The following is a 20,338-nucleotide window of genomic DNA, read 5'->3' as shown; positions in this document are numbered from 1 at the left end:
TGCGATTCGGTCCGGTTCGCGGCCGCCGCGATTTTCGCTATTTATATATAGAGGGGGAGGCGAATTGGCGGCTGATGGGCGCATGTTAGAATCTCGCGTTGCGTTGCGCATGCAGCGCCCACGCGAAAGGCGTTCGCCGTCTTCGCTCCGAAACGATACGGATACATGGATCAATTCGCCAAAGAGACCCTGCCCACCTCCCTAGAGGAGGAAATGCGCCGTTCGTATCTCGATTACGCGATGAGCGTGATCGTCGGACGTGCCCTCCCGGATGTCCGCGATGGCCTGAAGCCCGTGCATCGGCGCGTATTGTTCGCGATGCACGAACTGAACAACGACTGGAACCGCGCGTACAAGAAGTCGGCGCGTATCGTCGGTGACGTGATCGGTAAGTACCACCCTCACGGCGACACCGCGGTCTACGACACGATCGTGCGGATGGCGCAGGACTTCTCGCTGCGCTACATGCTGATCGACGGGCAGGGCAACTTCGGCTCGATCGACGGCGACAACGCTGCAGCGATGCGTTACACCGAAATTCGCATGGCGAAGATCGGTCACGAACTGCTCGCCGACATCGACAAGGAAACGGTCGATTTCGAGCCGAACTACGACGGCAACGAAACGCAGCCGTCGGTCCTGCCGTCGCGCATTCCGAACCTGCTGATCAACGGCTCGTCGGGCATCGCGGTCGGCATGGCGACCAACATCCCGCCGCACAACCTGAACGAAGTCGTCGATGCTTGTCAGCACCTGCTGAACAATCCGGAAGCAACGATCGACGAACTGATCGAGATCATCCCGGCGCCGGATTTCCCGACGGCCGGCATCATCTACGGCGTCGCCGGCGTGCGCGACGGCTACCGTACGGGGCGCGGCCGCGTCGTGATGCGCGCGGCCACGCACTTCGAGGAGATCGACCGCGGCCAGCGGATGGCGATCATCGTCGACGAACTGCCGTACCAGGTGAACAAGCGCTCGCTGCTCGAGCGGATCGCCGAGCTCGTCAACGAGAAGAAGCTCGAAGGCATCTCCGACATCCGCGACGAGTCCGACAAGAGCGGCATGCGCGTCGTGATCGAGCTCAAGCGCGGCGAAGTGCCGGAAGTGGTGCTGAACAACCTGTACAAGGCGACGCAGCTCCAGGATACCTTCGGCATGAACATGGTCGCGCTCGTCGACGGCCAGCCGAAGCTGCTGAACCTGAAGGAAATCGTACAGTGCTTCCTGTCGCATCGACGCGAAGTGCTGACGCGCCGCACGATCTACGAACTGCGCAAGGCCCGCGAACGCGGCCACGTGCTCGAAGGTCTGGCGGTTGCGCTCGCCAACATCGACGAGTTCATCGCGATCATCAAGGCCGCGCCGACGCCGCCGATCGCGAAGCAGGAGCTGATGGCGAGGCCGTGGGATTCGTCGCTCGTGCGCGAGATGCTGACGCGCGCGGAGGCCGAGAATGCCTCGGCGGGCGGTCGTTCCGCGTATCGTCCGGAAGGCCTGAACCCCGCGTTCGGGATGCAGAACGACGGGCTGTACAGTCTGTCCGACACGCAGGCCCAGGAAATCCTGCAGATGCGTCTGCAGCGCCTGACCGGCCTCGAGCAGGACAAGATCATCGGCGAGTACCGCGAAGTGATGGCGCAGATCGCCGACCTGCTGGACATCCTCGCGCGCCCCGAGCGGATCACGACGATGATCGGCGAGGAGCTGACCTCGGTGAAGGCCGAATTCGGCGACGCGCGCCGCTCGAAGATCGAGCTGAACGCGACCGAGCTGAACACGGAAGACCTGATCACGCCGCAGGACATGGTCGTCACGATGTCGCACGCGGGCTACGTGAAGTCGCAGCCGCTGTCCGAGTACCGCGCGCAGAAGCGCGGCGGTCGCGGCAAGCAGGCGACGCAGATGAAGGAAGACGACTGGATCGAGACGCTGTTCATCGCGAACACGCACGATTACATTCTGTGCTTCTCGAACCGCGGCCGCGTGTACTGGGTCAAGGTCTATGAAGTGCCGCAAGGCTCGCGCAATTCGCGTGGCCGCCCGATCGTCAACATGTTCCCGCTGCAGGATGGCGAGAAGATCAACGTCGTGCTGCCGGTCAAGGAATTCTCGGCCGACAAGTTCATCTTCATGGCGACGTCGCTCGGCACCGTGAAGAAGACGCCGCTCGAGGCGTTCAGCCGTCCGATGAAGAAGGGCATCATCGCGGTCGGCCTCGACGACGGCGACTACCTGATCGGCGCGTCGATCACCGACGGCGCGCATGACGTGATGCTGTTCTCCGATTCCGGCAAGGCCGTGCGCTTCGACGAGAACGACGTGCGTCCGATGGGGCGCGAGGCGCGCGGTGTGCGCGGCATGCAGCTCGAGGACGGGCAGCAGGTCATCGCGATGCTGGTCGCCGGCAGCGAGGAGCAGACCGTGCTCACCGCAACCGAGAACGGCTACGGCAAGCGCACGCCGATCACCGAATACACGCGTCACGGCCGCGGCACGAAGGGTATGATCGCGATCCAGACGTCCGAGCGTAACGGCAAGGTTGTGGCCGCAACGCTCGTCGACGCCGAGGATCAGATCATGCTGATCACGACGGCCGGCGTGTTGATTCGCACCCGCGTATCCGAGGTTCGCGAGATGGGGCGTGCAACGCAAGGTGTTACACTCATCAGTCTCGATGAGGGTACCAAGCTCTCCGGCCTGCAGCAGGTTGCGGAGGCCGAGGAGGGCGATGGCGAGGCCGACGAGGCGTCGGACGGCGAAGCCTGAAGAACGGATGAGACTCTGGCCGCCGCGGGCGCGAAGCGCCGCGGCCGGCGAGCAACCATTCATATTTCCAAAAGGGAGTGATGATGCAAAAGCAATTCAAGCAACTGGTTCTGCTGGCTGCACTGGTGCCGACGTTCGCGATGGCGCAGGCGCTGTCGAATTCCGCACCGGCTGCACCGGCGGCAGCTGCGCCGATCGACGCCGACAAGAAGGCAGCGATCAAGGATCTGCTCGACGCGATCGACGCGCCGAAGCTCGTGTCGGCTATCGGCAACAGCGCCGAAATGCAGGCCAAGCAGCTCGTGCCGGCAATCCTGTCGGACGCGCTGTCGGAAAACAAGACGCTGAACGACAAGCAGAAGCAGGCTGCCGTTCCGGCGCTGCAGAAGAACGCGGTGCCGAAGCTGGTCGACGGCGCAGGCAAGGTGTTCGGTACGCAGCAGTTCCAGAACGACGCGATGTCGGCTCAGTACGACGCATACGCGAAGTACTACAGCACGTCGGAGATCAAGGATCTGACGACGTTCTACAAGAGCCCGACGGGCCGCAAGTTCATCCAGGTTCAGGATCAGGTCGGTCGCGACGTGGTCAACGGCCTGATGCAGAAGTACATGCCGCAAGCGATCCAGGCGACGCGCACGCAGGCTGACAAGGAAGTCGCAGCAGTCAAGCCGGGCAAGTAAGCCGTTCGTTCGGGCACGCCCCCGGCCGTTGGGCCGGGTTTGGCGGGAGCCTGACGACAGTGCGATAATGGCCGTTTGCGCGCGAGCGCAAGCGGCCATTTCTTTTCTGGCACGGCTCATTTGCAACTGACATGCGGCGGCAAGCCGCCGGTCGCGTCCCTCCCGAGGTTTTCACGATGCGCGTCTTTAATTTCTCCGCCGGCCCTGCGGCGATGCCCGAGGAAGTGCTGCGGCAGGCTGCCGACGAAATGCTCGACTGGCACGGCAGCGGCATGAGCGTGATGGAGATGAGCCATCGCGGCAAGGAATTCATGTCGATCCACGAGGCCGCGCTGACCGATCTGCGCGACCTGATCCGCGTGCCGGCCAGCCACCGGATCCTGTTCCTGCAGGGCGGCGGTCTCGCGGAAAACGCGATCGTGCCGATGAACCTGCTCGGGTCGCGCAAGACCGCCGATTTCGTCGTGACGGGCTCGTGGTCGCAGAAGTCGTTCGTCGAGGCAAAAAAATACTGCACGCCGCATCTCGCCGCGACCGGCAAGACGGAAGACGGCTTCACGCGTGCGCCCGCGCGCGCCGAATGGCAACTGTCGGACGATCCGGCCTACGTGCATTTGTGCACCAACGAGACGATCGACGGCGTCGAGACGTTCGAGATTCCCGATCTCGGCGACGTGCCGCTGGTTGCGGATGTGTCGTCGCATATCCTGTCGCGCCCGATGGACGTCGCGAAATACGGTGTGCTGTTCGGCGGCGCGCAGAAGAACATCGGGATGGCCGGCGTGACGGTCGTGATCGTCCGCGAGGATCTGCTCGATCGCGCGCTGTCGATCTGCCCGTCCGCGTTCGAATGGAAGACCGTCGCCGCGAACAACTCGCTGTACAACACGCCGCCCACCTACGCGATCTACATCGCGGGCCTCGTGTTCCAGTGGCTGAAGCGGCAGGGCGGCCTCGAAGTGATCGAGGCCCGCAATATCGAAAAATCGAAGCTGCTCTACGACACGATCGACGCGAGCAGTTTCTATCTGAACAAGGTCGAGCCGGCAGCGCGTTCGCGGATGAACGTGCCGTTTTTCCTGGCCGACGAAACGCGCAACGAAGACTTCCTTGCCGGCGCAAAGGCGCGCGGGCTGCTGCAGCTGAAGGGCCACAAGTCCGTCGGCGGCATGCGGGCGTCGATCTACAACGCGGTGCCGCTCGAGGGCGTGAAAACGCTCGTCGAGTACATGAAGGACTTCGAGCAGCGCAGCGCCTGACGGCGGCGCTGTTCAAACAGCACGGCAAAACGCATGGACGACGAACTGAATTCCCGCCTGAAACCGCTGCGCGATCGCATCGACGCGATCGACGCGCAGCTGATCGCGCTCCTGAACCAGCGTGCCGCGGTGGCGCTGGAGGTGGGCGAGGTCAAGAAGCATTTCAACGCGCCGGTGTTCCGGCCGGAGCGCGAGCTGCAGGTGATCGCGCGGCTGCAGGACTTGAGCGCGGGGCCGCTCGCGAGCGAGCACATCAGCGCAATCTGGCGCGAGATCATGGCGGCGAGCCGCGCGCTCGAGCAGACGATTCACGTCGCGTTCCTCGGGCCGGTCGGCACGTACAGCGAACAGGCGATGCTCGAGTATTTCGGCCAGTCGATCGAAGGGCTGCCGTGCCCGTCGATCGACGAGGTGTTCCGCTCGGTCGAGGCCGGTGCGTCTGCGTTCGGCATCGCGCCGGTCGAGAATTCGACCGAAGGGGCCGTGTCGCGCACGCTCGACCTGCTGCTGCAGACGCAACTGCTGATCAGCGGCGAGCTCGCGCTGCCCATCCACCACAACCTGCTCACGCAGAGCGGCACGCTCGACGGCGTGAAGCGCGTCTGCGCGCATGCGCAGGCGCTTGCGCAATGCCAGCAGTGGCTCGCGGCGAATGCGCCGCAACTCGAGCGGCAGGCCGTGGCGAGCAACGCGGAGGCCGCGCGTCTCGCGGCGGCCGATCCGACCGTCGCGGCGATCGCGGGCGACCGCGCGGCCGCGCACTACGGATTGCAGATTGCGTTCTCGCTGATCCAGGACGATCCGCACAACCGCACGCGCTTCGTGATCGTCGGCAAGCAGCCGTCCGGGCAAAGCGGTCACGACCAGACGTCGCTGATCGTGTCGGTGAAGAACGAGCCGGGTGCCGTGTTCAAGCTGCTCGAGCCGCTCGCGCGACACGGCGTGTCGATGACGCGCTTCGAGTCGCGTCCGGCCCGTGTCGGCACGTGGGAGTACTACTTCTACATCGACATCGAGGGGCACCGCGACGATGCGGCGGTCGCGGCTGCGCTCGCGGAACTCGGCCAGAAGGCCGCGTTCCTGAAGATACTCGGTTCGTATCCGCGCGCACGCTGATGCAAGGCGGCCCATTGCCTGCTTGCGCAGGCGTGGCGGCCGGGCGGGCGGGGCAGGCCGGTCGGCGCTGCCGAAGGCGGGTTCGGGTGGTATCCGGTGCAGGTTGCGCCGGGTGCGCGCCCGTTGCCCGGAATCTGGAATTCCGCGTGCGGGGTGTCGTTCCGCGCGCGTAACTTGGCTCTTCTCGTGTCAGGCTTTGCATTCAACAAACTGGTCATCTTCGGCGTCGGCCTGATCGGCGGATCGCTGGCCCGTGCGCTGCGAGAACGCGCGCCGGGCGGCGCGGGCGAGATCGTCGGCGTGGGTCGTTCGCGTGCGTCGGTCGAGCGCGCGCTGTCGCTCGGCGTGATCGACCGCGCGGCGGCGCTCGATGACGATGCGCAATTGCGCGACGCGCTTGCCGGTGCCGATCTCGTGCTGCTGGCCGCACCCGTCGCGCAGACAGGCCCGTTGCTCGCACGCATCGCGCCGTGGCTCGCCGACGCAACGATCGTCACCGATGCGGGCAGCACCAAGTCCGATGTCGTCGCGGCCGCGCGCGACGCGCTCGGCGCGCGGATCGCGCAGTTCGTGCCCGGGCATCCGATTGCCGGCCGAGAGTCGAGTGGCGTCGAGGCCGCGTTGCCGGACCTGTACGTCGGCCGCAACGTCGTGCTGTGCCCGTTGCCGGAGAACGCGCCCGAATCGGTCGCGCGGATCGACGCGATGTGGCACGCGACCGGCGCCGACGTGCGCATGATGAGCACCGAGCAGCACGATCGCGTGTTTGCGTCGATCAGCCATCTGCCGCACGTGCTGTCGTTCGCGCTCGTCGAGCAGATTCTCGGCGAGGCCGACGCGGAACTGAAATTTTCGTACGCGGCGGGCGGCTTCCGCGATTTCACGCGCATCGCGGCGTCGAGCCCGGAGATGTGGCGCGACGTGTGCGTCGCGAACCGCGCGGCGCTGCTCGACGAACTCGACGGCTACACGCGCGTGCTCACGCGGCTGCGCGCGGCGATCGACGCCGGCGACGGCGCGGCGCTCGAAGCCGTGTTCACGCGCTCGCGCGCCGCGCGCAAGGCATGGCAGGAGCGCGGCGGCAAGCCCTCTGCCGAACCGGTCAAGAAATAACAGGACGATTCCCATGGACTATCTCGATCTCGGCCCGTACTCCAGCGCATCGGGCACCGTGCGCCTGCCCGGCTCGAAGAGCATTTCGAACCGTGTGCTGCTGCTCGCGGCGCTTGCCGAAGGCGAAACGACGATTACCAATCTGCTCGACTCCGACGACACGCGGGTGATGCTCGACGCGCTCGGCAAGCTCGGCGTGAAACTCGCGCGCGACGGCGACACCTGCGTCGTCACGGGCACGCGCGGTGCGTTCACCGCGAAGACGGCCGACCTGTTCCTCGGCAACGCGGGCACGGCTGTGCGGCCGCTGACCGCCGCGCTCGCGGTGAACGGCGGCGACTATCGCGTGCACGGCGTGCCGCGCATGCACGAGCGGCCGATCGGCGATCTCGTCGACGGCCTGCGGCAGATCGGCGCGCAGATCGACTACGAGTTGAGCGAAGGCTACCCGCCGCTGCGGATCAAGCCCGCGACGATCTCGATCGATGCGCCGATCCGCGTGCGCGGCGACGTGTCGAGCCAGTTCCTCACGGCGCTCCTGATGACGCTGCCGCTCGTGAAGGCGAAGGACGGCAAGACGGTCGTCGAAGTCGACGGCGAGCTGATCTCGAAACCGTACATCGACATCACGATTCGGCTGATGGAGCGCTTCGGCGTGACGGTCGAGCGCGACGGCTGGCAGCGCTTCGTCGTGCCGGCCGGCGTCCGCTACCGCTCGCCGGGGCGGATCATGGTCGAGGGCGACGCGTCGTCCGCATCGTACTTCCTCGCGGCCGGCGCGCTCGGCGGCGGCCCGCTGCGCGTCGAGGGTGTGGGGCGCGCGAGCATCCAGGGCGACGTCGGGTTCGCGAACGCGCTGATGCAGATGGGCGCGAACGTGACGATGGGCGACGACTGGATCGACGTGCGCGGCATCGGCCACGACCACGGCAAGCTCGAGCCGATCGACATGGATTTCAACCTGATCCCCGATGCGGCGATGACCATCGCGGTCGCGGCGCTGTTCGCGAACGGTACGAGCACGCTGCGCAACATCGCGAGCTGGCGCGTGAAGGAGACCGACCGCATCGCCGCGATGGCGACCGAACTGCGCAAGGTGGGCGCGATCATCGAGGAAGGTCCCGACTACCTCGTCGTCACGCCGCCGGAAAAGCTCACGCCGCACGCGGCGATCGATACGTATGACGATCACCGGATGGCGATGTGCTTCTCGCTCGTCAGCCTGGGCGGCGTGCCCGTGCGGATCAACGATCCGAAGTGCGTCGGCAAGACGTTCCCCGACTATTTCGACCGCTTCGCCGCGCTCGCCAAAGCCTGACCCGACTGTTCCGATGAAATCGACCCGACCCTTTCACCCGACTCCCGTCATCACGATCGATGGCCCGACCGCTTCCGGCAAGGGCACCGTCGCGGCGCTTGTCGCCGCGCACCTTGGCTTCCACCTGCTCGACAGCGGCGCGCTGTACCGTCTCGCCGCGCTCGCGAGCATGCGTTACGACATCGCGGCCGACGACATCGACGCGCTCGTGAAGCTGATCGACGATCTCCACATCACGTTCCGCGAAGGCTGCGCGCAGCTCGACGGAGTCGACGTGTCGAACGATATCCGCGCCGAGGCGGTCGGCAACCGCGCGTCGGCGATTGCCGTGCACGGGCCCGTGCGCACCGCGCTCGTCGCGCGCCAGCGCGCGTTCCGCAAGACGCCGGGCCTCGTTGCCGACGGGCGCGACATGGGTACGGTGATCTTCCCGGACGCCGTGCTGAAGGTGTTCCTGACGGCCAGCGCCGAGGCACGCGCGACCAGACGCCATAAGCAATTGATGCAAAAAGGTTTTTCTGCTAATATAGATGACTTGCTCCGGGATCTTCGTGAACGTGACGCGCGCGACAGCAATCGCGCGGCCGCGCCGCTGAAACCCGCGGCAGATGCCGAACTGCTCGATACGTCGGCACTTTCGGTCGATGAAGCAGTCGACCGCGTGCTGCAGTGGTACCGGGCGCTCGGCCAGCCCGCCTGAGAAGGCGGGCAGCGGTAGGTGCGCCGCGTCGCAAGCGCGGAGCGTGTTTCGAACCCTTAACCCCGTGTGGACTTCGATCTGGCCCTTTCAGCCTGCCAATCCGGCCGGCGTGGCACAGCGATCCATGCACTATCAGATTTTTATGTCCGACCTGCAAACCTCCAACCCGAATACCGAATCCTTTGCGGCTCTGTTCGAAGAGTCGCTGACCCGCCAAGACATGCGCGCCGGCGAAGTGATTTCCGCCGAAGTCGTGCGCGTCGACCACAACTTCGTGGTCGTCAATGCAGGCCTCAAGTCCGAGGCTTACATTCCGATCGAGGAATTCCTGAACGATCAGGGCGAGGTTGAGGTGCAGTCGGGCGATTTCGTGTCCGTCGCGATCGACGCACTCGAAAACGGCTATGGCGACACGATCCTGTCGCGTGACAAGGCGAAGCGCCTTGCATCGTGGCTGTCGCTGGAAAAGGCTCTCGACAACAACGAACTCGTCACCGGCACGATCACCGGCAAGGTGAAGGGCGGCATGACCGTGATGGTCAACGGCATCCGCGCGTTCCTGCCGGGTTCGCTGGTCGACACGCGTCCGGTCAAGGACACGACCCCGTACGAAGGCAAGACGCTCGAGTTCCGCGTGATCAAGCTCGATCGCAAGCGTAACAACGTCGTGCTGTCGCGCCGTGCAGTGATCGAAGCAACCCAGGGCGAAGAGCGCGCGAAGCTGCTCGAGACGCTGAAGGAAGGCGCGATCGTCAACGGCGTGGTCAAGAACATCACCGACTACGGCGCGTTCGTGGACCTCGGCGGCATCGACGGCCTGCTGCACATCACCGACATCGCATGGCGTCGTGTGCGTCACCCGAGCGAAGTCCTGTCGGTTGGCCAGGAAGTCACCGCGAAGATCCTCAAGTTCGACCAAGAGAAGAACCGCGTCTCGCTGGGCATCAAGCAACTGGGCGACGATCCGTGGGAAGGCATCTCGCGCCGTTACCCGTCGGGCACGCGCCTGTTCGGCAAGGTCACGAACATCACCGACTACGGCGCATTCGTCGAAGTGGAATCGGGCATCGAAGGCCTGGTTCACGTGTCGGAAATGGACTGGACCAACAAGAACGTTGCTCCGTCGAAGGTTGTCCAGCTGGGCGACGAAGTCGAAGTCATGGTCCTCGAGATCGACGAAGACCGTCGTCGTATCAGCCTCGGCATGAAGCAGTGCAAGCCGAATCCGTGGGATGACTTCAGCCGCAACTTCAAGAAGGGCGACAAGATCACGGGCGCAATCAAGTCGATCACCGACTTCGGCGTGTTCATCGGTCTGCCGGGCGGCATCGACGGCCTGGTCCACCTGTCGGACCTGTCGTGGAGCGAAACCGGCGAGGAAGCCGTTCGCAAGTACAAGAAGGGCGACGAAGTCGAAGCAATCGTGCTCGGTATCGACGTCGAGAAGGAGCGCATTTCGCTCGGCATCAAGCAACTCGAAGGCGACCCGTTCAGCAACTACGTTGCAATGAACGACAAGGGCTCGATCGTCGACGGCGTTGTGAAGACGGTCGATGCGAAGGGTGCGGTCATCACGCTGACGGGCGACATCGAAGGCTACCTGCGCGCATCGGAAATTGCGCAGGATCGCGTCGAAGATGCACGCAACGTGCTGAAGGAAGGCGACAAGGTCAACGCGATGGTGATCAACATCGATCGCAAGTCGCGCGGCATCAACCTGTCGATCAAGGCGAAGGATTCGGCCGAGCAACAGGAAGCGATCCGCGGCCTGCAAGCCGACACCAGCTCCGCTGCGACCGGTACGACCAACCTCGGCGCGCTGCTGAAGGCGAAGCTCGACGGCCAGAACCAGTAAGCCTTACGAGGTCTGCTGAAGTATGACCAAATCCGAGTTGGTCGCGCAGCTGGCATCGCGATTTCCGCAACTTGTCCTCAAGGATGCGGATTTCGCGGTGAAAACGATGCTCGATGCGATGTCTGACGCCCTGGCGAAAGGGCATCGTATCGAAATTCGGGGTTTCGGCAGCTTTGGCCTCAACCGTCGCCCGGCGCGCGTCGGACGCAACCCGAAGTCAGGGGAGAAAGTGCAGGTGCCCGAGAAGTTCGTGCCGCACTTCAAGCCTGGCAAGGAGTTGCGTGAACGCGTCGACGGCCGTGCCGGTGAACCGCTGAAGGCTGACGACCCGGACGACGAGCGTTGAGCGTCGTTCGGTCTGCCCGGAATCCGTCCGGCGAAGGCTGAAGAGAAAAGCGCCCCTTGCGGGCGCTTTTTTCATTTCCGGCGACCGTAGGGCAACAGGCGCGCACAGGATGTGCGCAGCCGCGGAAACGCTTCCTTTACAATACGGGTCGATTCGGTGCGACGAAGGGGAGTCGCGCGCCGCAGCAAACCTCAACAAAGAGAGGGCTTCATGAAGTTTATCGTCTGGCTGATCCGGGTATTGGTGTTCGTCCTGCTGCTGGTGCTTGCGCTGGCCAATACGCAAACCGCGACGCTGAATTTCGTTGCCGGCTACGCATGGCAAGCGCCGCTGATCCTGATCGGCCTCGCGTTCTTCGCCGTGGGGCTGCTGGCCGGCTTGCTGTCCGCGCTGCCTTCGATCTTCCGCCTGCGCCTCGAGACCGGGCGCCTGAAGCGCGATCTGCGCGCGGCGCGCGAAACGCCGGCCGTCGTCGACCAACCGCCGATGCCGCCCGTCATTTAACACGGACGCCGCGCGATAATCGCGCGGTTTTCGTCTCTGCTTCGATATTTCGCATGGATCTGGATTTCTGGTGGTTGCTCGCGATTCCGGTCGCGTTCGCGCTCGGTTGGGCGGCGTCACGCTATGACCTGAAGAATCTCCTGTCGGAGAGTGCCAACCTGCCGCGGTCGTATTTCCGCGGCCTGAATTTTCTGTTGAACGAACAACCCGACAAGGCGATCGACGCGTTCATCGAGGTCGCCAAGCTCGATCCCGAGACGGTCGAGCTGCACTTCGCGCTCGGCAACCTGTTTCGCCGCCGCGGCGAAACCGACCGTGCGATCCGCGTGCACCAGAACCTGCTGAGCCGTACGGACCTGCCGGTCAACGAGCGCGACCACGCGCTGTATGAACTCGGGCAGGATTTCCTGAAAGCCGGCCTGCTCGATCGCGCGGAGGAGGCGTTCCACAAGCTCGCCGACGGCGACTACGCGCTCGGCGCACAGCGGGCGCTGCTGACGATCTACGAGATCGAGAAGGACTGGAACAAGTCGATCGATACCGCGAAGCGCATCGAGTCGATGAGCGACAAACCGCTCGGCACCGAAATCGCGCAGTTTCACTGCGAACTCGCGCAGGACGCGTTGCAGCGCAAGAACGCGGCCGTGGCCGCTGAACAGTTGCGGCTCGCACTGGCCGTGAACCCGCAGAACGTTCGCGCGACTATCCTGTCCGGCGATGCCGCGGCGGCGGAGGGCAACCACGCAGCTGCAATCGAGCACTGGAAGCGCGTCGAAGCGCAGAATCCGGCGTATCTGCCGCTCGTCGCCGACAAGCTGATGAAGGCCTATGTCGCGCTTGGCAAGAACGTCGACGGCGCCGAGCTGCTGATGGGGTATATCGACCGTTATCCGTCGAACGACCTGCTCGACATCGCGTATCAGCACATCGCGGGGTTGCGCGGCCAGGACGCGGCGCACACGCTCGCGCGCACGCAGATGGAGAAGTCGCCGAATCTGTCGGGGATGCTGCACCTGCTCGATGCGCAGATCGCTGCGGCCGACGAACCGCGTCGTAAGGAACTTGAAATGATGCGTGCGCTGATCAAGCAGCGCACGAAAAATCTGCCACGGTATACGTGCCAGAATTGCGGTTTCCGGGCACGGCTTTTCTACTGGCAGTGCCCCGGATGCAGCGGCTGGGAAACCTATGCGCCGCGCCGCGTCGAACCTGCGATGCCGGGCTGATCCCGGCACGCGGAGCCAACGCGCTGCGGTTGCCGTCGGGTTCGTCCCGGCGGCCAAGTTAGTCAATTACCGGGAAGTACCGGAACATCTATGAAAATCACCATCATCGGCACCGGCTATGTCGGTCTCGTCACGGGCGCCTGCCTCGCGGAGATCGGTCACGACGTCTTCTGTCTCGACGTCGATCAGCGCAAGATCGATATCCTGAACAACGGCGGAATGCCGATTCACGAACCGGGGCTGCTGGACATCATCGCGCGCAACCGCGCGGCGGGACGCCTGCGCTTCTCGACCGACATCGTGGCGAGCGTCGCGCACGGCGAGATCCAGTTCATCGCGGTCGGCACGCCGCCCGACGAGGACGGCTCGGCCGACCTGCAGTACGTGCTCGAGGCCGCACGCAACATCGGCCGCCACATGACGGGCTTCAAGGTGATCGTCGACAAGTCGACGGTGCCGGTCGGCACCGCGCAACGCGTGCGCGGCGTGGTCGACGAGGCGCTTGCCGCACGCGGGCTTGCGGGCAGCGTCGCGCATCGCTTCTCGGTCGTGTCGAACCCGGAGTTCCTGAAGGAGGGCGCCGCGGTCGAAGACTTCATGCGTCCGGACCGGATCATCATCGGCGTCGACCACGACGAGACGGGCACGATCGCGCGCGAGAAGATGAAGAAGCTTTACGCGCCGTTCAACCGTAACCACGAGCGCACGATCTACATGGACGTGCGTTCGGCCGAATTCGCGAAATATGCGGCGAATGCGATGCTCGCGACGCGCATCTCGTTCATGAACGAGATGTCGAACCTCGCCGACAAGGTCGGCGCCGACATCGAGGCCGTGCGTCGCGGGATCGGCTCCGATCCGCGCATCGGCTATCACTTCCTGTACGCGGGCGTCGGCTACGGCGGCTCGTGCTTCCCGAAGGACGTGCAGGCGCTGATTCGCACCGCCGGTGAGAACGGCCAGCCGCTGCGCATCCTGGAGGCCGTCGAGGCGGCCAACCACGCACAGAAGGACGTGCTGATCGGCAAGATCGAGCAGCGCTTCGGCGCCGACCTGACCGGCCGCGAGTTCGCGGTCTGGGGCCTGGCGTTCAAGCCGAACACCGATGACATGCGCGAGGCGCCGAGCCGTCGCCTGATCGCTGCGCTGCTCGAACGCGGCGCGACCGTGCGCGCGTACGATCCGGTCGCGGTCGACGAGGCGCGGCGCGTGTTCGAACTGGATTTCGGCGACGATTCGGACGCGCTGGCGCGGCTGCATCTCGTCGATACGCAGGACATTGCCGTGACCGGCGCGGACGCGCTCGTGATCGTGACCGAATGGAAGGAATTCCGGAGCCCCGATTTCACGCGCCTGAAGGCCGAACTGAAGGCGCCGGTGATCTTCGACGGGCGCAACCTGTACGAGCCGGACGCGATGGCCGAACTGGGCATCGACTACTACGCGATCGGACGGCCGTATGTCGATCCCCAGTCGTCCTCCCGGGGCTGACCGCACGATGAATACTCTCCGCGAAGTCGTTCCGGTGCCGCGTGCGCAACTCGCGCGCTCGCGCGTGCTTGTCGTCGGCGACGTGATGCTCGACCGTTACTGGTTCGGCAACGTCGATCGCATTTCGCCGGAAGCGCCCGTCCCGGTCGTGCATGTGCAGCGTCAGGAAGAGCGGCTCGGCGGCGCGGCGAACGTCGCGCGCAATGCCGTGACGCTCGGCGGCCAGGCCGGGTTGCTGTGCGTCGTCGGTTGCGACGAACCCGGCGAGCGGATCGTCGAGCTGCTCGGCAGCAGCGGCGTGACGCCTCATCTCGAGCGCGACCCGGCATTGCCGACCACGATCAAGCTGCGTGTGCTCGCGCGCCAGCAGCAACTGCTGCGCGTCGACTTCGAGGCGATGCCGACGCACGAGGTGCTGCTCGCGGGGCTCGCGCGCTTCGACGCGCTGCTGCCGCAGCACGATGTCGTGCTGATGTCGGATTACGCGAAAGGCGGCCTGACACACGTCACGACGATGATCGAGAAGGCGCGTGCAGCCGGCAAGTCTGTCCTCGTCGACCCGAAAGGCGACGACTGGGCACGCTACCGCGGCGCGTCGCTGATCACGCCGAATCGCGCGGAATTGCGCGAAGTGGTCGGGCAGTGGAAATCGGAAGACGATCTGCGCGCGCGTGTCGCGAAGCTGCGTGCGGAACTCGGCATCGACGCGCTGCTGCTCACGCGTTCGGAAGAGGGAATGACGCTTTTTTCCGCCACCGGCGAGCTGCATGCACCGGCGCTCGCGCGCGAGGTGTTCGACGTGTCGGGCGCGGGCGATACCGTGATCGCGACGGTCGCGACGATGCTCGGCGCAGGCGTATCGCTCGACGACGCCGTCGTGCTCGCGAATCGCGCAGCAGGTATCGTGGTCGGCAAGCTCGGCACGGCCACGGTGGACTACGACGAACTGTTTCACTGAGCGCATTCGGCGGCGCGACGAGCGCGCCGCACGCGTGGCTCGCATTTTTCAGGCAGGACGATCATGACCCTCATCGTCACCGGCGCAGCCGGTTTTATCGGCGCGAACATCGTCAAGGCGCTCAACGAGCGCGGCGAGACGCGCATCATCGCGGTCGACAACCTGACGCGCGCGGACAAGTTCCGGAATCTCGTCGATTGCGAGATCGACGACTATCTCGACAAGACGGAATTCGTCGAACGCTTCGCGCGCGGCGATTTCGGCAAGGTGCGTGCGGTGTTCCACGAAGGCGCTTGTTCGGACACGATGGAAACCGACGGCCGCTACATGATGGACAACAACTTCCGCTACAGCCGCGCGGTGCTCGATGCATGCCTCGCACAGGGCACGCAGTTCCTGTACGCGTCGTCGGCCGCGATCTACGGCGGCTCGACGCGTTTCGTCGAGGAGCGTGACGTCGAGGCACCGCTGAACGTCTACGGCTATTCGAAGTTCCTGTTCGACCAGGTGATCCGTCGCGTGCTGCCGAACGCGAAGAGCCAGATCGCCGGCTTCCGCTATTTCAACGTGTATGGCCCGCGCGAAACGCACAAGGGGCGCATGGCGTCGGTTGCGTTCCACAACTTCAACCAGTTCCGCGCGGAAGGCAAGGTGAAGCTGTTCGGCGAGTACAACGGCTATGCACCGGGCGAGCAGACGCGTGACTTCGTGTCGGTCGAGGACGTGACGAAGGTGAACCTGTTCTTCTTCGATCATCCGGAGAAGTCGGGCATCTTCAACCTCGGCACGGGCCGTGCGCAACCGTTCAACGATATCGCGTCGACGGTCGTGAACACGCTGCGCGCGCTCGACAACCTGCCGCCGCTGACGCTTGCGCAGCAGGTCGAGCAGGGGCTGATCGAATACGTGCCGTTCCCCGACGCGTTGCGCGGCAAGTACCAGTGCTTCACGCAGGCCGACCAGACGAAACTGCGCGCGGCCGGTTACGACGCACCGTTCCTGACTGTGCAGGAAGGCGTCGACCGCTACGTTCGTTGGCTATCCGGCCAGGTTTAAACGTAAGCGTTGCATCGATAGACTGGGTCTCACGGTCGGCAGCCGCCGGCCGTTTTTCTTCGGAGATCCAGTACATGATCAGGAAATGGTTTGCCGCAGCGGTCATGCTCGGCGCCGTTGCGTCGGCCTGGGCGGCCGTGGACGTCAACACCGCGAACGAGGATGCGCTCGTCGGCATCAAGGGCATCGGCCCGGCGCGGGCGAAGGCGATTCTCGACGAGCGTGGCGCACGCGGTCCGTTCAGGAATGCGGACGATCTCGCGTCGCGCGTGAAGGGCATGGGTGGGCATACCGTCGAGCGACTGCAGCAGGAAGGGCTGACGATAGGTACGACCGGCACGGGCACGACTCCGTTGGCAGCAGGCAAGCCGGCGGCAGCGAAGCCTGCCGCCGCACCGGCCCGCACCGCGCAGAAGTAACGCATCGCGCGCGACCGATCAAGGGCTCCTTCAGCCGCCGTCGTTGCGACGGCTTCCCGCGGCATGCCGCGGGTTTTTTGCGTGGGGCCGCGTGTGCTGCGATCGCGAATCAGGCGGCATGCGTATTCCTTCGTCGTAAAGGGGTTGCCGGCGCGAGCAGCGGTGCTGGTTTACAATCGATCGATTGATCGGCCTCGTACTCACGGTATATCCATGGCTTACAAAACTATCGAAGACACGATCGGCAATACGCCGCTCGTGCAACTGGTCCGCTTGCCGGACGACGAGATCCGCGCGCGCAACAACGTGGTGCTCGCGAAGCTCGAAGGCAACAATCCGGCCGGTTCCGTCAAGGATCGCCCGGCGCTGTCGATGATCAGCAAGGCCGAGGCGCGCGGGCGCATCAAGCCGGGCGATACGCTGATCGAGGCGACGAGCGGCAACACGGGCATCGCGCTCGCGATGGCAGCGGCGATCCGCGGCTACAAGATGGTGCTGATCATGCCGGAGGACCTGTCGGTCGAGCGCCGCCAGAGCATGGCCGCTTACGGCGCCGAAATCATCCTGACGCCGGTGAAGGGCGGGATGGAACTGGCGCGCGACCTTGCCGACCAGATGCAGCGCGAAGGCAAGGGCGTGATCCTCGATCAGTTCGCGAATCCCGACAATCCCGTCGCGCACTACGAAGCGACCGGCCCGGAGATCTGGCGCGACACCGACGGGCGCGTTACGCACTTCGTGTCGGCGATGGGCACGACCGGCACGATCATGGGCGTGTCGCGGTATCTGAAGGAGCAGAATCAGGCAATCGAGATCGTCGGTGCGCAGCCGGAAGACGGTTCGCGCATTCCGGGCATCCGCAAGTGGCCGGAAGCCTATCTGCCGACGATCTTCGATCGCACCCGCGTCGACCGTGTCGAGAACGTGAGCCAGGCCGCATCGGAAACGATGGCGCGCCGGCTCGCGGTGGTCGAAGGCATCTTCGCGGGCATTTCGTCGGGCGGCGCATGCGAAGTCGCGATGCGCATCGCGCGTCAGGTCGAGAATGCGACGATCGTGTTCATCGTCTGCGATCGCGGCGACCGCTACCTGTCTACGGGCGTGTTTCCCGCCTGAGCGCGGGTTGGTGTGCGCTGCGCGCATGCGAAAAAAAAGCGCCGCTTGTGCGGCGCTTTTTCTTTGGGCGGTCGGTGCTTACTGCGACTGCGTTTCGGTGGCGGCCGGCTGAAGTGCGCCGCTTGCTTCCATCTGTGCCTTCACGGCCTCGCCGAGCTGGTACACGGTGAGTGCGTAGAAGAAGCTGCGGTTGTAGCGCGTCAGCACATAGAAATTCTTGAGCCCGATCATGTATTCGGTCGCGCGCCCCGGCGACGGCAGGTCGACCACGGTCACGGGCGTGCCGGCTTCGGCGGTGATGTTGACCGTCGGCTCGTTCAGCGTCATGCCCGCGCGCAGCAGTTGCGACAGCGCCCAATGCGGTTCGGGCTGGCCGTCGGCGGCGGCCTGTGCGATGCCCAGGCTGCCCGAATCGGGCGTGATCTGCCAGACCACCGGGCGGTCGGTTTCCCAGCCGTGCTGTTTCAGGTAGTTCGCGACGCTGCCGATTGCGTCGACAGGACTGCTGCGCAGATCGACATGGCCCGTGCCGTCGAAGTCGACCGCGTATTCGCGGATGCTGCTCGGCAGGAACTGCGGGATTCCGATCGCGCCCGTATACGAGCCGAGCACGGTGGTCGGGTCGAGCTGGTTGTCGCGGGTCCAGACCAGGAAATCCTCGAGGTTCTTGCGGAACGTGGCCTGGCGGCTGTCGCGATTCGGCGTGTCCGGGTAGTCGAACGTGAGCGTCGTCAGCGCGTCGAGCACGCGGAAATTGCCCATGTAGCGGCCATAGATCGTCTCGACGCCGATGATGCCGACGATCACCTCCGGCGGCACGCCGAACTGCTCGGATGCGCGCTGCAGCGTCGCCTGGTTCGCCTTCCAGAACTTCACGCCCGCGTTGATGCGGATCGGCTCGATGAAGCGCGAGCGATAGACGCGCCAGTTCTTGACCGTTGGCGACGGGGCGGGCCTCACGAGCTTGACGGCCGTTGCCGAATAGCTGATGCGAGAGAACAGCGCATGCAGGCTTGTGGAGTCGAAGCCGTTGCGGCTCACCATCTCGTCGATGAACGCATCGACCTTCGCGTTGTTCGCGTAACGCTGCGGAACAATCTCCTCTTCGAAGGTCTGGCCTTGCGGCGCCGGTTGCTGCGGCTGGGCCTGAGCGACGAGCGTGCCGGCGGGCTTCGCGGGCTGCATCTGCGCGCCGGCGGGCGCGGTGCCAAGGGCTGCGGCGACGGCGGCTGCAACGAGCGGAACGCGAAAGCGGAACAGCGCGGAGAGAAGGGCGGCAGGCTTGCTGGAATTCATGTCGAAGCGGGCGGACTGGGCGATTGTGTTCGGCGCAGTATACCCGACGGATCCGGCACGCCGGGGCGTATCCGGCCCCCGTTGTGGTAAGTTAGCGGCGAATTCGCGGCAGACGATGGACATCATTGATGGAGACCTGTGGCGCACCGTGCGCCGCGGATGACAGCTTATGGCAACCGCTTTCTATACGCACCCCGACTGCATGCTGCACGAGATGGGGGAATGGCATCCGGAATGCCCGGCCCGCTTGTCGGCGATCCAGGATCAACTGATTGCGAGCCGCATCGACGACCTGATCGTGCATGAAACCGCGCCGTTCGCGAGCGAGGTGGCGCTGGGCCGTGTGCATACGCAGGCGCACATCGACTACATCCGGAGCATGACGCCGGTCGACGGCTACGTCGAGATCGATCCCGATACGCTGATGAACCGCGACACGTGGCGCGCGGCACTGCGCGCGGCTGGCGCCGCGATCGCGGCGACCGATGCGGTGATCGAAGGCCGCTACGCGAATGCGTTCTGCAGCGTGCGTCCGCCCGGCCATCATGCGGAGCCCGCGCGCGCGATGGGTTTCTGCTTCTTCAACAACGTCGCGATCGCCGCGCGGCATGCGCTCGACGTACACGGTATCGAGCGTGTCGCGATCATCGATTTCGACGTGCACCACGGCAACGGCACCGAGGCTGCGTTCGCGAACGACGAGCGCGTGCTGATGTGCAGCTTCTTCCAGCATCCGCTGTACCCGTTCTCGGGCGCCGATCACCAGGCGCCGAACATGGTCAATCTGCCGATGCCCGCGCGCAGCAACGGGATGGCGATCCGCGAAGCCGTCGACATGTTCTGGCTGCCGCGTCTCGACGCATTCAAGCCGCAGATGCTGTTCGTGTCGGCCGGCTTCGATGCGCATCGCGAGGACGACATCGGCAACCTCGGCCTGGTCGAAGCCGACTTCGAATGGCTGACCGCGCAGGTCGTCGATGTGGCGCGGCGTCATGCGCAGGGCCGCATCGTGAGCTGCCTCGAGGGCGGCTACAACCTGTCCGCGCTCGGGCGCAGCGTCGTCGCGCACCTGCGCGTACTGGCCGGCATCTGATTGGCCGGCCGGGCCGCGCA

18 protein-coding genes are annotated in these 20,338 nt (G+C 65.0%); 17 read left to right on the top strand and 1 reads right to left on the bottom strand.

Annotation, left to right across the window (positions count from 1 at the left end; translation table 11 throughout):
* Positions 1–165: 165 nt before the first annotated feature.
* The 16 genes from gyrA to cysM all read left to right on the top strand — a co-directional run bounded on the left by gyrA (position 166) and on the right by cysM (position 17,929).
* Positions 166–2,769 (top strand): DNA gyrase subunit A, encoded by a 2,604-nt coding sequence (gene gyrA, locus BFF94_RS27105; protein WP_128846057.1) that lies wholly within the window; start codon positions 166–168, stop codon positions 2,767–2,769.
* 83 nt (positions 2,770–2,852) lie between these two features.
* Positions 2,853–3,452 (top strand): DUF2059 domain-containing protein, encoded by a 600-nt coding sequence (locus BFF94_RS27100; protein WP_128846060.1) that lies wholly within the window; start codon positions 2,853–2,855, stop codon positions 3,450–3,452.
* A 176-nt stretch (positions 3,453–3,628) separates the two neighbouring features.
* Positions 3,629–4,711: a 3-phosphoserine/phosphohydroxythreonine transaminase gene (gene serC, locus BFF94_RS27095; RefSeq protein WP_128846063.1), complete on the top strand. Its 1,083-nt coding sequence runs from the start codon at positions 3,629–3,631 to the stop codon at positions 4,709–4,711.
* 33 nt (positions 4,712–4,744) lie between these two features.
* Entirely contained in the window at positions 4,745–5,827 is a 1,083-nt protein-coding gene (pheA, locus tag BFF94_RS27090; RefSeq protein WP_128846066.1) for a prephenate dehydratase, read from the top strand.
* A gap of 186 nt (positions 5,828–6,013) precedes the next feature.
* Positions 6,014–6,940, top strand: coding sequence for a prephenate dehydrogenase (locus BFF94_RS27085; RefSeq protein WP_128846068.1), 927 nt, complete (start codon positions 6,014–6,016; stop codon positions 6,938–6,940).
* 13 nt (positions 6,941–6,953) lie between these two features.
* Complete coding sequence (gene aroA / locus BFF94_RS27080; protein ID WP_128846071.1) at positions 6,954–8,258, top strand: 3-phosphoshikimate 1-carboxyvinyltransferase; 1,305 nt, start codon at positions 6,954–6,956, stop codon at positions 8,256–8,258.
* Positions 8,259–8,271: 13 nt separating this feature from the next.
* Entirely contained in the window at positions 8,272–8,958 is a 687-nt protein-coding gene (cmk, locus tag BFF94_RS27075; protein WP_128846074.1) for a (d)CMP kinase, read from the top strand.
* A gap of 142 nt (positions 8,959–9,100) precedes the next feature.
* A complete protein-coding gene (rpsA, locus tag BFF94_RS27070; protein ID WP_128846076.1) occupies positions 9,101–10,813 on the top strand; it encodes a 30S ribosomal protein S1 in 1,713 nt (570 codons plus the stop codon).
* Between the two features lie 22 nt (positions 10,814–10,835).
* Complete coding sequence (locus BFF94_RS27065; protein WP_006486894.1) at positions 10,836–11,159, top strand: integration host factor subunit beta; 324 nt, start codon at positions 10,836–10,838, stop codon at positions 11,157–11,159.
* Positions 11,160–11,369: 210 nt separating this feature from the next.
* The gene (locus tag BFF94_RS27060) at positions 11,370–11,663 is read left to right on the top strand and encodes a lipopolysaccharide assembly protein LapA domain-containing protein (RefSeq protein WP_128846080.1); all 294 of its coding nucleotides are present in this window, start codon (positions 11,370–11,372) and stop codon (positions 11,661–11,663) included.
* Positions 11,664–11,716: 53 nt separating this feature from the next.
* Complete coding sequence (gene lapB / locus BFF94_RS27055; protein WP_128846082.1) at positions 11,717–12,889, top strand: lipopolysaccharide assembly protein LapB; 1,173 nt, start codon at positions 11,717–11,719, stop codon at positions 12,887–12,889.
* A 90-nt stretch (positions 12,890–12,979) separates the two neighbouring features.
* A complete protein-coding gene (locus BFF94_RS27050; protein ID WP_128846085.1) occupies positions 12,980–14,380 on the top strand; it encodes a UDP-glucose dehydrogenase family protein in 1,401 nt (466 codons plus the stop codon).
* 7 nt (positions 14,381–14,387) lie between these two features.
* Positions 14,388–15,338, top strand: a complete 951-nt coding sequence (gene rfaE1, locus BFF94_RS27045; RefSeq protein WP_128846087.1) for a D-glycero-beta-D-manno-heptose-7-phosphate kinase — start codon at positions 14,388–14,390, stop codon at positions 15,336–15,338.
* 63 nt (positions 15,339–15,401) lie between these two features.
* On the top strand, positions 15,402–16,394 hold the full coding sequence (gene rfaD / locus BFF94_RS27040; RefSeq protein WP_128846090.1) for an ADP-glyceromanno-heptose 6-epimerase: 993 nt from the start codon (positions 15,402–15,404) through the stop codon (positions 16,392–16,394).
* A 74-nt stretch (positions 16,395–16,468) separates the two neighbouring features.
* On the top strand, positions 16,469–16,813 hold the full coding sequence (locus BFF94_RS27035) for a ComEA family DNA-binding protein (protein WP_128846093.1): 345 nt from the start codon (positions 16,469–16,471) through the stop codon (positions 16,811–16,813).
* A gap of 213 nt (positions 16,814–17,026) precedes the next feature.
* A complete protein-coding gene (cysM, locus tag BFF94_RS27030) occupies positions 17,027–17,929 on the top strand; it encodes a cysteine synthase CysM (RefSeq protein WP_128846095.1) in 903 nt (300 codons plus the stop codon).
* A gap of 78 nt (positions 17,930–18,007) precedes the next feature.
* Here cysM and mltB read toward each other — a convergent pair whose 3' ends face one another.
* A complete protein-coding gene (gene mltB / locus BFF94_RS27025) occupies positions 18,008–19,225 on the bottom strand; it encodes a lytic murein transglycosylase B (RefSeq protein ID WP_372454333.1) in 1,218 nt (405 codons plus the stop codon).
* A 169-nt stretch (positions 19,226–19,394) separates the two neighbouring features.
* On the opposite strand from mltB, the gene BFF94_RS27020 reads away from it, so the two are divergent.
* On the top strand, positions 19,395–20,318 hold the full coding sequence (locus BFF94_RS27020; RefSeq protein ID WP_006750743.1) for a histone deacetylase family protein: 924 nt from the start codon (positions 19,395–19,397) through the stop codon (positions 20,316–20,318).
* Positions 20,319–20,338: the final 20 nt, after the last annotated feature.

The sequence above is a fragment of the Burkholderia catarinensis genome (assembly GCF_001883705.2).
Taxonomy (GTDB): Bacteria; Pseudomonadota; Gammaproteobacteria; order Burkholderiales; family Burkholderiaceae; genus Burkholderia; species Burkholderia catarinensis.
The sequence above is the reverse complement of the archived record's forward strand: the minus strand, read 5'-3'. Positions and strand labels throughout refer to the sequence as shown.